An 11,814-nucleotide genomic window follows, 5' to 3' on the forward strand; every position below is an offset into this window, starting at 1 on the left:
CCGGGTCTTTTTAGTGACTTTTCGGTGTTAGTTTCCGTAAACATATTGCGGCAGCCAAAGCGCGATCTGTGGAAAGACCATGACCAGCGTCAGCGCAAAGGTCATCACCAGCACGAAAGGCAGGATCGAGCCATAGATATCACGCAGGGTGATTTCCGGCGGGGCCATGGCGCGCATCAAAAACAGGTTATAGCCAAAGGGCGGCGTCATATAGGCAATTTGCGTGGTGATCGTATAAAGCACGCCGTACCAGATCAGATCAAAGCCAAGCGCTTTGACCAGTGGCACGTATAGAGGCGCAACGATGACCAGCATGGCCGTGTCATCAAGAAACGTGCCCATGATGATAAAGCTCAGCTGCATCAAAACCAGCACCATCCACGGGTCAAGGTCGAGCTGTTCGGTGAACAGGTCCTTGATCGCGTTGACCGCGCCCAGCCCATCAAACACCGCGCCAAAGGCCAGCGCCGCAAGGATGATCCACATGAACATGCAGGAAATGCCAAGGGTCATTTTCACAGAGGTTTCAAAGACTTCCCGCGTCATCCGCCCCTTGAGCACCGCCGCCAAAAACGCTGTGATCGCGCCAATGGCGGAACTTTCGACAAGCGATGTCCAGCCATTCACAAAGGGCACCATCATCGTCGCAAAGATCATCACCGGCAACAGACCGGCGCGCAAAAGCGCCAGTTTTTCGGCCCGCGGCATGGCGCGTTCTTCGGCGCTCAGCGCCGGGCCAAGCGATGGGTTCAGGCGACAGCGCACCACGATATAGAGAATGAACAAGGCCGCCATCATCAGGCCCGGAACCACCCCGGCAAGCCAGAGCTGCCCCACCGGTTGGCGGGCAATCATCGCGTAGAGAACCAGAACGACAGAGGGCGGCACAAGGATACCGAGGCTTGATCCGGCCTGAACCACCCCCGTGACCATTTTCTTGTCATAGTTACGCTTGAGCAGTTCCGGCAAGGCAATCGTCGCCCCAATCGCCATGCCCGCCACCGACAGGCCGTTCATCGCGGAAATCATCACCATCAACCCAATGGTGCCAATCGCAAGCCCGCCGGGCAAACCGCCCATCCAGACATGGAACATCTTATAAAGATCATCAGCAATCTTGGATTCCGACAGGACATATCCCATGAAAATGAACATCGGCAGGGTCAAAAGCGGATACCATTTCATCAGCTTCATCGCGCTTGAAAACGCAATATCATAGCCGCCGCGATCACCCCAAAGCACCAGCGCTGCAATCACCGCGACAAAGCCAATCGCGCCAAAGACACGCTGACCGGTCAGAAGCATCGCCATCATTGTAGCGAACATGAAGATCGCGATCATTTCATATGACATGCGGAATTTCCTCTCCGCGCAGGCGCAGAATATCTTTGGCAAGTTCAGAAAGGGCCTGAAGAAGCATGAGCACTATACCGGTGCACATGATCACTTTGATCGGCCAGAGATAGGGGCGCCATGCGGTTGGGCTCCGCTCGCCACCGTATTGGAAACTATACATGGTGCTGTCGATCCCCCCCCAAAGCAGAACGCAAAGGTAGAAGAGCAGGAACATCACTGTAACGATATCTACAGCGGCCTTGCGCCTATTTGACCAGCCGCCATAAAGCAGGTCCATCCGCACGTTTGATCCCATCTGGATCGAATAGGGACCACCCAATATATAGTAGGCGACCATGGCAAATTGCGCCATTTCCAACGTCCAGAGCGACGGGTTGAAGAAGGTTTTGGAGATCGAAGACCACAGCAGAATCGCCATCATCACGAAGATGCCATACATGGCCACCCGACCAACCCGGTAATTGATCCGGTCAACCACACGAATAAATCTGTGCAGCACGCTCATGACGTCAGCTCCTTTTTGGCGGCGATCAGGGTTGCGGCCAAGTGATCGCCCATGGCTTGGGCCTTGGCGGGCGTGTCGATCAGATCATTGCGCACCTCAATCATCACATTGAGCAAACCGCGCGCTTCGCCATGTTTTTGCAAACTGTAGGTCACGCCGTCAGTGGCGGAATAGGGTTCATCCAGCGCGGCTTTCATCCGGCCGCGCTCTTGTTCTTGGGCCAGACAAGCACGGGCCATTCGGTCATCACTATGGCTTAGGAAGCCTAGCTCCGTCACGCGAGGTAAATCATTGTAAACAGGGGTGAAACTATGAATCGTCACAAGGATGACGTCGCCCCCGGAGGCATCCAGAACACGGCTAACCGCATCATGAAACGGTGTGTGGATTTGGTCAAACCGCGACTGGCGGCACGCCTCGCTTAGGTCCTTGTTGCCCGGCACATCGTAGATTTCGCTCCGGACGGGAATGCAATCGGGGGCCTCAAGTGGGCGGTTGCAATCATAGACCAGCCGCGAAATTTCGCCCGCAACCAACGGTGAATTCAATCGCATGCTCAGGCGCTTGGCCATGTCCAAAGCGCCGATGTCCCACGCGGCATGAGACAGTTTTGCCGCCGCACTTAGGCCAAGACCATCTGCGTGGGGTGGAATAAAACTTGAGGCATGTTCGCAAACGAGCACAAAGCCGCCCTGCCCCGGTTCTGCGTAAACCGCGGCGGCAGGCCAGCCCCAAGTATCTATATGTTGTTCAATTCGCGCCATCGTGTAATGATCACTACAGCAGCCCCCCTGCTGTCAAGACAATTATGTAGCATTCTCTACACGCGGCGAGCCTATGAATAAAAATCCGTCAAAATCCGAGGACCAGCGGCTGGTGTTGGACAGAATCCGAGACAAGCAATCAGAACTCACGGCGGCCGAGCGCCGATTAACCGCCGTCTTGATGGATGATTCTTTGGTGGCGGGGATGCAATCAATCACCAAATTGGCCGAAGCCGCCGAAGTGTCGACCCCCACAGTGATCCGATTGGCGCGCAAGTTGGGGTTCGAAGGGTTCCCAGATTTTCAGGCCGCGATCCGCGAAGAAATCGCCGCGCGGATGAAAGAACCTCTGGCCAAGCTCGACGCGCCTTCGACCACAGACAACAAGGACCACATCGTTAGCCGGTTCGCCATGGCGGTGTCGCATAACATCAACGCCACAATTGACCGGCTAGACCCGGCAGAGTTTGACCTTGTGGCGCGGCTTTTGGCCGATCCAAGCCGGACGCTTTATGTGCTTGGCGGGCGGATCACCCGATCCAATGCCCATTACTTTTTCAACCATCTGCAAATCATCCGCCCCGGCGTGAGCTTGCTCGACAGCTCGCCTTCGGTTTGGCCGCAATCCTTGTTGGATATGGACGAGCGCGCCACCTTGATCGTGTTCGATATCCGGCGCTATGAAAAAGAGTTGGAACGGCTTGCCAGTCTGGTGGTTGGACAAGGCGCGAATATCATTTTGTTCACCGATCAATGGGGCAGCCCCATTGAAAAATACGCCAAACACACGTTCCGAACGCTTGTCGAAGTGCCCTCAAGCTGGGACAGCACGCTGGCGATCAATTTCCTGATCGAGGCCTTGGTGGCGGAAATTCAGACCCTGCATTCAAGCACCGACAGGATTGCCGCGCTCGAAGAGATGATTGGCGAAAGTCGGATTTTCAGAAGCAACTGAGGCCGGATTCTCGTGCTAAAACGGGTGGCTATATCAACCCTGATTGTCTTGATCTTAGTTGTTCTCTTTGTGTTTATCGCCTTTCGGGCGTTTGTCCCCACAAGCTTGACTTCGGAGTTGCGACGTCGCTTCGACAGCGCGGTAATCCACCTACCTGAATTGCCGGAACACGTGCCTCTCGCCTTTGGCACTGCCATTGATCCGGATTTCTATGAAACCCCTCGCTTGACCTCGCCGATCACCAAATATTTGGTCACATTGTACGCAAGGCAAGAAGCGCCGGGTCGCCGCATGTCCCCGACCGGACAAATCGCCCTTGGCTTGGCTTTTGCAGCCGAGTTTTCACACGATGAACTAATGCTCTGGCTTGTTTCAAAAGCTTACCTAGGCTTGGGCTGCTTTGGTGTCGCGAACGCCTCCCAAGCCTATTTCGCGACACCGATACAAGACATTGACCTGTCTCGCATCGCGCTTTTAGCCGCCTTAACCAAAGCCACCACACATGTAAGCCTAGTACATTCACCAGATTTAGTTTTGGCAGAGCGGAACGCTATTCTAAAGGGCATGGAAACCATGGGGGCCATGGGCCCGGACGTCATAGTCCAGGCCATCTCTATGCCATTGCAGGTTCAATCCCCCCTGCCCAAATGCGATTGATCTGACGCTTAGAACGCCTTGAACGTCAGGGTGGTAAAGGTGCGTTCAATGCCATCAATATCCATCAATTTGGCATTGATGTATTTGCCGACATCCTCGTCTTCGGGAACATAAAGCTTCATCAGAAGTTCGTATTGGCCGCTTGTCGAATAGAGTTCCGAATGAAATTCGCGCAGGGCGATTTCATCGGCGACCTTGTAGGTGGTGCCGGGGCGGCATTGGATTTGAACAAAGAGGCAGGTCATGGTCCATCCTTCAGGTTACGCGCGACACGGTGTGGTATTTCGGGTCGCGCCAAATGTCGTTGTTGATCACATCTTCGATGATTTCTGCGGCAGCGACCACGTCTTTTTCATCCAAGTAGAGCGGGGTAAAGCCGAAACGCATGATATTGGGCGCACGGAAGTCGCCGATCACACCACGTTCGATGAGGGCCTGCATCGCCGGATAGCCGTTTTCAAAGGCAAAGGACACCTGTGAGCCACGTTGATGCGGGTCGCGGGGGCTTGCCAGGGTGAGTGTGGGGCAGCGTGCTTCAACTTCGCGGACAAAGGTCTCGGACAGGGCGATCGAGGCGGCGCGCAGGTCCTCCATGGCCACCCCGTCCCAGGCTTTGAGCGCCTCTTGCAGCACCGCCAGTTGCAGGATCGGCGGGGTGCCGACACGCATTCGTTCGGTGGACATAGCCGGGCGGTAATCAAGCTCCATCGCGAAAGGCGCATCGTGACCAAGCCATCCCGACAGCGCCGGTTTGATGGTATCGACGATGTCAGGCCGGACGTAAATGAAGGCCGGGGCACCGGGACCGCCATTGAGGTATTTATAGCTACAGCCGACCGCAAATTCGGCGTTTGATGCGGTGAGATCAACCGGAACAGCCCCGGCGGAATGGGCCAAATCCCAGATCATCACCGCGCCCATGGCATGGGCCTTTTCGGTAATGGCGCGCATGTCGTGCATACGACCAGAGCGATAATCAACCTGTGTCAGCATCACCACAGCGATGTCTTCGGTGATGGCGTCGATGACATTTTCGGGGGCCGGAGTACGCAATTCGTACCCTTTGTCGATGGTCCCAATAAGGCCCTGCGCCATATAAAGGTCGCTTGGAAAATTGCCGTTGTCAGAGAGGATAGCCCGGCGATCAGGGCGCATTTTCAGAGCTGCTGCAAGGGCTTGGTAAACTTTGATCGACAGGGTATCGCCAGTCGCAACAGAACCAGACGGTGCCCCAAGCAGATCGGCGATGCGATCGCCAACACCCTGCGGCAGCGCCATCCACCCGGCGGTGTTCCATGCTTTGATAAGCTGATTGCCCCATTCGTTTTCAATCACTTGCGTGGCGCGGGCCGCGGCCCCTTTCGGCAAAACGCCCAGAGAGTTGCCATCGAGATAGATGACCCCTTCGGGAATATCGAAAAGCTCTTTGCGAGGGAGAGAAGCACGGGCCATCAAAAGGTATCCTTTTTGGGTTTTATGTCGGCTTGCACCGACAGCTTAATTCTTGTCATCCAGGGTATCGAAAACCGCGAGGATATTGCCAACAGGAATGCCCCCCGGCCCCCCCTTGGCGACGCTGAAACGGCTATCCAATGCGTTGTCCCGATTGTCACCAAGCACGAAAACATGGCCGTCTGGCACGGTGAACACCTCGGTATTGTCTTGCTGATGCAAACCCAAATCCAAAGTTTGGTAGCGGTAGCCGTTCATCTCTTCTTGCCAGATATCAATATCGCAGCTGTCGCCTAGGGTGGCCGGAGCACCACAACGAGGCAGATGCCCCTGATCCCCTTCAGGTTCCATTTTCTGCACATATGGCAGATCAAGCTTTTTCGCGGAAATAGCGCCCCCGTCGATCACCAAACGGCCATCAACCATTTGTACGGTTTGCCCAGCCAGAGCGGCGATCCGAAACACGAATTCCACATGTCTTTTAGGATGTTGAAAGGCGACAATACGGCCTGGAACAATGTCTTCCATCGTTAGGTCCGTCCGCGCGATATAACAAACCTCGGGTTCCATGGTCGGCTTCATTGATCCCGCGACAAGGTAAAAACTGCGATAATCTCCTGATAGACACTTTAGACAAACACAAAGCGGCGCCGCCTGTGCCACGGTCCCCAACAGGCTGATCGCAAAAACAAAACTCAATACACGCATTGGTTCACCCTTTGGAAATATGCGCCGTGGCTTCGATTTCGAGCAGGGCCTCGTCTTCGATCAAATCGGCCACGACCAGCATCGACATGGCGGGGAAATTGCGGCCCAAGATTTTGCGATAGGCCTGTCCGACCTCGGCTTGATGAGCGAGATAGGTTTTCTTGGATTTGACGAACCACGTCAGGCGGGTGATATCAGCGGCGCTACCGCCAGCGGCCTCTACCACCGCCAGAATATTGCGGAGGGTTTGCTCCATCTGGCCAATGAAATCATGGGCCTCAAACACCTGCTCGGCGGTCCAGCCAATCTGGCCGCCAACATAAAGCACGCCATCGGCGCTTAGCACGCCATTGGCATAGCCTTTGGCAGGGGCCCAGCCGTCTGGGTGAATGATCTGATTGCTCATGTGCTCTCTCCGGTAAAGGCGTCGAGTTTGGATTTCACCGCTTTGGGCCATGGCTGGGACGCGCCATGGGCATCGGTGTAAACAAGGGTGGATGTGGCGGCAAAACGCGTCTCATCACCGCAATTGGCGGTGATAGTCAGGGTAAAGCTTTTGGTGCCCGAACGCACGCCAACTAGGGTTAAAACAAGCGCATCGCCATGGCGGCTTGGGGCCAGAAACCGGGTCTGAATTTCCGCCGTGGGCACCCCGGCGCTCTGCAACAGAATTTCAAACGGATAGTCTAGAACCTGATCAAAAAACGCCTCGACACAGTCGTTGATCATCTCGAAATAGCGCGGATAAAAGACGATTCCCGCCGGGTCGCAATGTTTGAACAGCACCTTTTGAGGATAGTCAAACCCCATGGCTACACCCCCAAAAACTGATTGGTGACGTCGTCGTTCAGGGCCGCCATCGCGCCCGACCAGACATCTTCGCCACGTTGCAAAATCACGGCCTTATCAGCAACTTGTCCTAACTCACGCAGGGATTTATCGACCACCAGAATGGCCATGCCGGTGTCGCGTTTCAACTTGGCCACAGCCGCCCAGATTTCTTGGCGCACCAAGGGGGCCAGCCCTTCCGTGGCCTCGTCCAAAATCAACAGGCGCGGGTTGGTCATCAACGCGCGACCAATTGCCAACATTTGCTGTTCACCGCCCGACAAGGACGCGGCGGATTGATCGCGGCGCTCAGACAGGCGTGGGAATAAGTCGGCCACGCGCGCCTCGTCCCAATGGCCCGGACGGGCGGCGGCAATGAGGTTTTCGGTGACCGATAGGCTGGCAAAACACCGGCGCCCTTCGGGAACCAGACCAACGCCAAGCCGGGCCACCTTGTGCGACGGAATTCGCGCCAGATCTTGGCCGGACAAGCGTACCTGACCCGACGTGACCGGCAAAAGTTTGCAGATGGTTTTGACGGTGGTGGATTTGCCCATGCCGTTGCGCCCCATCAGCGCGAGAACTTCGCCATGGTCCAAAGACAGCGACACGCCAAACAAGGCCTGTGTTGCGCCGTATGACGCGGTGATGTTGTCGACAGTCAAAAGGGTCATTCTTCGTCCCCCAAATAGGCGGCACGCACATCCGGATTGGCGCGAATGTCGGCCACCGTGCCCGTCGCGATCACCGCGCCGTAGACCAGAACGGAAATCCGATCGGCCAATGCAAAAACCGCGTCCATGTCATGTTCCACCAAGAGGATTGGGGCCTCGGATCGCAGGCCATCCAAGAAGGTGGTCAGGCGTTTGGACCCTTCGGTGCCAAGCCCGGCCATGGGTTCATCCATGACAAAGGCCTTGGGTTTCAGGGTCAATGCCACGGCGACCTCGAGTTGACGACGTTGACCGTGTGACAATTCGGCGGTGCGGGTTGTGGCGTGATCTTGCAGGCCAACGCGGGTGAGCGCCTCTTCGGCCACCGCACGCAAGTCGGGGTTTTTCAACGCGGGTTTCCAGAAGCGAAAGGGCGATCCCCCCGCCCCCAGCGCGCCCAGAACGACGTTTTGCAACACCGTGTCTTCCATGGCGAGGGCCGAGATTTGGAACGTCCGGCCAAGGCCGCGTTTCGCCCGAGCCGCGGTGTTGAGACCGGTGACATCTTGGCCCTGCAAAAGCACCCTGCCCGCATCCGGCTTCAAGCCACCGGCGATTTGTTTGATCAAGGTCGATTTGCCCGCGCCATTGGGGCCGATCAAGGCGTGGATTTCCCCGGCGCGCAAATCGAGGCTCACGTTTTTGCTGGCCTGTAGGGCCCCGAAGCTTTTGGAAACATTGCGGGTTTCAAGGAGGACTTCAGTCATGTGCGTTCTCCTTTCCCGCCAGTGTGCCAATGACACCGCCGCGCGCAAACAGCACAATCAACAGCAACAAAATGCCAAGATAGATGTGCCAATAGTCGGACAGACCGCCAAGCAAATGTTCCAACGCAATAAAGATCACCGCGCCAACCACCGGCCCAAAAAGCCGCGCCACACCGCCGATGATGATGAACACCATGATCTCACCGCTGGTTTGCCAGCTGAACATCGTCGGGCTGACAAAACGGTTGAGATCAGCAAAGAGCGCGCCCGCCAAGCCGGTGATCATCCCCGACAGGGTAAAGGCCACAAGGCGCAGTTTGTAGGGCGAAATGCCAACGGTTTCGACCCGTTCGGCGGTTTGACGTGCCGCGTTCAGGGCAAGACCAAAGGGCGATTTGGCCAGACGCGCGCAAAGGATCAGCACGATGGTCAGGACGGTGAAACAGATGCCGTAGAACTGGATCGGATCAAGCGTGTTGAGGCCGGGAAACCCATTGCGCACATAGATCGACAGGCCATCTTCGCCGCCATAGGCCGGCCAGCTAATCGCGAAGAAGAACAGCATTTGGCCAAAGGCCAGCGTGATCATGATGAAATAGACCCCAGAGGTGCGCAAAGACAGCGCGCCAATCGCCAAAGCCGCAAGGCCCGAGGAGATGATGGCGGTCAACCAGATCACCGGCATCGACTTGGTGCCTTCGATCACAAATGGGGTTTCAAGGATTGGGCTATAGCTTTGGGCGTGGCTGGCCAGAATGCCCATGGCATAGCCGCCAAGGCCGAAAAACGCCGCGTGGCCAAGGCTTACCAACCCGCCAAGACCCAAGGCAAGGTTGAGGCCAACACCGGCCAGTGCGAGGATGACCGCCTTGGTCGCCAGAGTGATCATAAAGGGTTCATCGGCGATCCACGCCCAAAGCGGGAAGAGGATCAAGCCGGCCATCATGGCAAGATTAAACAGGGTTTCGCGTGTCATCTGGGGCATCAGGCACGCGCTCCGAAAAGACCGGTTGGGCGCCAGATCAGCACCACCGCCATGAGGATGTAAATCGCCATAGAGGCCAGCGAAGAGCCGATGGATGTGGCCGCCGAGGCCTCCAAAAACTGTTTGAACAAGGCGGGAAGCAACACGCCGCCCAAGGTGTCGGTCAGGCCAACAAGAATGGCAGCGATCAACGCGCCTTTGATTGAACCGATGCCGCCAATCACGATCACCACAAAGGCGAGGATCAAAACCGGTTCGCCCATGCCGACCTGAACCGATTGGATCGCACCAACGAGCGCCCCCGCAAGTCCGGCCAGCGCTGCGCCTAGCGCAAAGACGATGGTGTAGAGTTTAGAAATATCAACGCCGAGCGCCGCGATCATCTCGCGGTCATTTTCACCGGCGCGAATTTGAATGCCCAGCCGCGTGCGGTTGATCAGCCAGAAAAGCGCCGCCGCAATCGACAGGCCAATGGCGATCAGGGTCAGGCGATAGAGCGGATATTCGATACCGCCGGGAAGGGTTACAGGACCGGCAAGGTAGGGCGGTATGTTAAGAAACAGCGGGAAGGAGCCAAAGATCCAGCGCGTGCCTTCGGAAAAGATCAGGATCAGGGCAAAGGTGGCCAAAACTTGATCGAGATGATCACGATCATAAAGCCGTCGGATCACCACAACCTCGACCAAGGCCCCCACCGCCGCCGCCGCAGAGAGCGCCGCAATCAGAGCCAATAGGAACGACCCGGTCGCCCCGGCCACCGCCGCCGCCGCAAAGGCCCCGATCATAAAGAGCGAGCCATGGGCGAGATTGATCAGGCCCATGACGCCGAAAACCAGCGTCAGACCAGCCGCCATGACAAAGAGCATGACGCCAAGTTGCAGGCCGTTCAGGACCTGTTCGGCGAGAAGTATCATAGACATGCGAGGAGATCCGTTCGAGTGGTCCGGGCACCCATGCGCCCGGACCGGGTTGATTTAGAATTTGCAGTCAGCCGCGTAAACATCCGCATGATCCGACAGCGCCGTTCCGATGATCTTGTTGGTAAAGACGTCCCCCTCTTTGATCACTTCGCGCACATAGATGTCTTGGACCGGGTGGTTGTTGGAACCGAATTTGAAGTCCCCGCGGGTGCTATCAAAATCCGCCGCCTGAAGTGCGGAGCGGAAGGCATCGGCATCCGAAACATCGGCCACATCCATGGCGCTCATCAACAGGTTGGCGGTGTCAAACCCTTGGCTCGCATAAAGCGAAGGCAAGCGACCATAGGCCTCTTGGAAGGTTTTGACGAACTGCGCGTTGGTGGCGTTGTCGATGTCTTTGTTCCACTGCGAGGTGTTCACCACACCCAGCGCGGCATCACCAACCGCCTGCAAAATCCCCTGATCAAAGGAGAAAGCCGGACCAACAACAGGGATGTCCAAACCGCTATCGGCATATTGCTTGAGGAAGGAAATTCCCATGCCGCCGGGCAGGAAGAAATAGACGCTATCGGCACCAGAGGCACGGATTTGCGCAATTTCCGAGGCGTAGTCGGTCTGACCGAGCTTGGTGAACAATTCACCGGCCAACTCGCCTTCGTACATGCGTTTGTAACCGGTCAACGCGTCCTGACCCGCCGGGTAGTTCGGTGCGAGGATGAAGGAATTTTTGAGACCGGCGGTATTGGCATAGGCCCCGCCTGCTTCGTGCAGGTTGTCGTTTTGCCATGCGACGTTGAAGTAGTTGGGGTTACAGCCCTTGCCCGCCAATACCGACGGACCGGCATTGGGCGAGAGGTAGAATTTACCCTGCGCGACTGCGGCGGGAACCACGGCCATGGCAAGGTTCGACCAAATGATCCCGGTCAGCACGTCGACCTTTTCCGATTGGATCATCTTGTCGGCCAATTGCACGGCGATATCGGGTTTGCGCTGATCATCTTCGATCACCACTTCGATGTCTTTGCGATCGGCTTGCGACACGGCAAGCATAAAGCCATCGCGCACATCAATACCAAGGCCCGCACCGCCCCCAGACAGGGTCGTTATCATGCCAACTTTGAGACCTTCGGCCGCCACCGGGGCGGTCAGGGCCGCCATGCAACTGGCCAATGCAAGTGCTTTCAATTTCATCTGTCTTTACTCCTTGTTGGTCCGCGTGTGTCGCTCTGACGGCGGCTAGGGCGGGTTTCTTTTCGGGCCGTGA

Annotated in this window: 15 protein-coding genes; 2 read left to right on the plus strand and 13 right to left on the minus strand. The window is 56.5% G+C overall.

The genetic code is table 11. The features are described 5' to 3' along the window. Window positions 1–27 precede the first annotated feature (27 nt). From AC5EFR_RS11730 to AC5EFR_RS11740, 3 genes are read right to left on the minus strand one after another with little or no spacing between them, the layout of a single operon-like run. Window positions 28–1,353: a TRAP transporter large permease gene (locus tag AC5EFR_RS11730; protein ID WP_493575994.1), complete on the minus strand. Its 1,326-nt coding sequence runs from the start codon at window positions 1,351–1,353 to the stop codon at window positions 28–30. After that, a complete protein-coding gene (locus tag AC5EFR_RS11735) occupies window positions 1,343–1,861 on the minus strand; it encodes a TRAP transporter small permease subunit (RefSeq protein WP_493575995.1) in 519 nt (172 codons plus the stop codon). The genes AC5EFR_RS11730 and AC5EFR_RS11735 overlap by 11 nt, the downstream gene beginning before the upstream one ends. Continuing rightward, window positions 1,858–2,625, minus strand: coding sequence for an N-formylglutamate amidohydrolase (locus tag AC5EFR_RS11740; protein ID WP_493575996.1), 768 nt, complete (start codon window positions 2,623–2,625; stop codon window positions 1,858–1,860). The genes AC5EFR_RS11735 and AC5EFR_RS11740 overlap by 4 nt, the downstream gene beginning before the upstream one ends. A 73-nt stretch (window positions 2,626–2,698) precedes the next feature. On the opposite strand from AC5EFR_RS11740, the gene AC5EFR_RS11745 reads away from it, so the two are divergent. Together AC5EFR_RS11745 and AC5EFR_RS11750 are read left to right on the plus strand one after the other, a co-directional pair. After that, window positions 2,699–3,580, plus strand: a complete 882-nt coding sequence (locus AC5EFR_RS11745; RefSeq protein WP_493575997.1) for a MurR/RpiR family transcriptional regulator — start codon at window positions 2,699–2,701, stop codon at window positions 3,578–3,580. 24 nt (window positions 3,581–3,604) lie between these two features. After that, a complete protein-coding gene (locus AC5EFR_RS11750) occupies window positions 3,605–4,237 on the plus strand; it encodes a transglycosylase domain-containing protein (protein ID WP_493575998.1) in 633 nt (210 codons plus the stop codon). 8 nt (window positions 4,238–4,245) lie between these two features. Here the strand turns inward: AC5EFR_RS11750 and AC5EFR_RS11755 are convergent, their stop codons facing one another. Genes AC5EFR_RS11755 through AC5EFR_RS11800 form a run of 10 tightly spaced genes read right to left on the minus strand, consistent with a single transcriptional unit; the run spans window position 4,246 to window position 11,741 of the window. Next, window positions 4,246–4,482 (minus strand): Lrp/AsnC ligand binding domain-containing protein, encoded by a 237-nt coding sequence (locus AC5EFR_RS11755; protein WP_299924458.1) that lies wholly within the window; start codon window positions 4,480–4,482, stop codon window positions 4,246–4,248. A gap of 10 nt (window positions 4,483–4,492) precedes the next feature. Further along, the gene (kynU, locus tag AC5EFR_RS11760) at window positions 4,493–5,689 is read right to left on the minus strand and encodes a kynureninase (RefSeq protein WP_493575999.1); all 1,197 of its coding nucleotides are present in this window, start codon (window positions 5,687–5,689) and stop codon (window positions 4,493–4,495) included. A 45-nt stretch (window positions 5,690–5,734) separates the two neighbouring features. Further along, on the minus strand, window positions 5,735–6,397 hold the full coding sequence (lepB, locus tag AC5EFR_RS11765; RefSeq protein ID WP_493576000.1) for a signal peptidase I: 663 nt from the start codon (window positions 6,395–6,397) through the stop codon (window positions 5,735–5,737). A gap of 4 nt (window positions 6,398–6,401) precedes the next feature. Further along, window positions 6,402–6,803: a RidA family protein gene (locus AC5EFR_RS11770; RefSeq protein ID WP_299937462.1), complete on the minus strand. Its 402-nt coding sequence runs from the start codon at window positions 6,801–6,803 to the stop codon at window positions 6,402–6,404. Further along, entirely contained in the window at window positions 6,800–7,207 is a 408-nt protein-coding gene (locus AC5EFR_RS11775; RefSeq protein WP_493576001.1) for an acyl-CoA thioesterase, read from the minus strand. Before AC5EFR_RS11775 ends, AC5EFR_RS11770 begins: the two co-directional genes overlap by 4 nt. A gap of 2 nt (window positions 7,208–7,209) precedes the next feature. Beyond that, window positions 7,210–7,899 carry an ABC transporter ATP-binding protein gene (locus AC5EFR_RS11780; protein WP_493576002.1) on the minus strand — a complete coding sequence of 230 codons (690 nt, stop codon included), beginning with the start codon at window positions 7,897–7,899 and terminating at the stop codon, window positions 7,210–7,212. Then, window positions 7,896–8,645 carry an ABC transporter ATP-binding protein gene (locus AC5EFR_RS11785; RefSeq protein ID WP_493576003.1) on the minus strand — a complete coding sequence of 250 codons (750 nt, stop codon included), beginning with the start codon at window positions 8,643–8,645 and terminating at the stop codon, window positions 7,896–7,898. The genes AC5EFR_RS11780 and AC5EFR_RS11785 overlap by 4 nt, the downstream gene beginning before the upstream one ends. Then, window positions 8,638–9,621 carry a branched-chain amino acid ABC transporter permease gene (locus AC5EFR_RS11790; protein ID WP_493576077.1) on the minus strand — a complete coding sequence of 328 codons (984 nt, stop codon included), beginning with the start codon at window positions 9,619–9,621 and terminating at the stop codon, window positions 8,638–8,640. The genes AC5EFR_RS11785 and AC5EFR_RS11790 overlap by 8 nt, the downstream gene beginning before the upstream one ends. 8 nt (window positions 9,622–9,629) lie before the next feature. After that, window positions 9,630–10,550: a branched-chain amino acid ABC transporter permease gene (locus tag AC5EFR_RS11795; RefSeq protein ID WP_493576004.1), complete on the minus strand. Its 921-nt coding sequence runs from the start codon at window positions 10,548–10,550 to the stop codon at window positions 9,630–9,632. 54 nt (window positions 10,551–10,604) lie between these two features. Continuing rightward, window positions 10,605–11,741 (minus strand): ABC transporter substrate-binding protein, encoded by a 1,137-nt coding sequence (locus tag AC5EFR_RS11800; protein WP_493576005.1) that lies wholly within the window; start codon window positions 11,739–11,741, stop codon window positions 10,605–10,607. Window positions 11,742–11,814 lie beyond the last annotated feature (73 nt).

This window comes from Pelagimonas sp. (assembly GCF_058892305.1).

Excerpts from the sequence above, each read along its gene's own strand:
- AC5EFR_RS11780 (WP_493576002.1), bottom strand. The coding sequence starts at position 7,899 with ATGACCCTTTTGACTGTCGACAACATCACCGCGTCATACGGCGCAACA.
- AC5EFR_RS11740 (WP_493575996.1), bottom strand. The coding sequence starts at position 2,625 with ATGGCGCGAATTGAACAACATATAGATACTTGGGGCTGGCCTGCCGCC.
- AC5EFR_RS11745 (WP_493575997.1), top strand. The coding sequence starts at position 2,699 with ATGAATAAAAATCCGTCAAAATCCGAGGACCAGCGGCTGGTGTTGGAC.
- AC5EFR_RS11790 (WP_493576077.1), bottom strand. The coding sequence starts at position 9,621 with ATGACACGCGAAACCCTGTTTAATCTTGCCATGATGGCCGGCTTGATC.
- AC5EFR_RS11795 (WP_493576004.1), bottom strand. The coding sequence starts at position 10,550 with ATGTCTATGATACTTCTCGCCGAACAGGTCCTGAACGGCCTGCAACTT.
- lepB (WP_493576000.1), bottom strand. The coding sequence starts at position 6,397 with ATGCGTGTATTGAGTTTTGTTTTTGCGATCAGCCTGTTGGGGACCGTG.
- AC5EFR_RS11735 (WP_493575995.1), bottom strand. The coding sequence starts at position 1,861 with ATGAGCGTGCTGCACAGATTTATTCGTGTGGTTGACCGGATCAATTAC.
- AC5EFR_RS11730 (WP_493575994.1), bottom strand. The coding sequence starts at position 1,353 with ATGTCATATGAAATGATCGCGATCTTCATGTTCGCTACAATGATGGCG.
- AC5EFR_RS11755 (WP_299924458.1), bottom strand. The coding sequence starts at position 4,482 with ATGACCTGCCTCTTTGTTCAAATCCAATGCCGCCCCGGCACCACCTAC.
- AC5EFR_RS11775 (WP_493576001.1), bottom strand. The coding sequence starts at position 7,207 with ATGGGGTTTGACTATCCTCAAAAGGTGCTGTTCAAACATTGCGACCCG.
- AC5EFR_RS11785 (WP_493576003.1), bottom strand. The coding sequence starts at position 8,645 with ATGACTGAAGTCCTCCTTGAAACCCGCAATGTTTCCAAAAGCTTCGGG.
- kynU (WP_493575999.1), bottom strand. The coding sequence starts at position 5,689 with ATGGCCCGTGCTTCTCTCCCTCGCAAAGAGCTTTTCGATATTCCCGAA.
- AC5EFR_RS11800 (WP_493576005.1), bottom strand. The coding sequence starts at position 11,741 with ATGAAATTGAAAGCACTTGCATTGGCCAGTTGCATGGCGGCCCTGACC.
- AC5EFR_RS11770 (WP_299937462.1), bottom strand. The coding sequence starts at position 6,803 with ATGAGCAATCAGATCATTCACCCAGACGGCTGGGCCCCTGCCAAAGGC.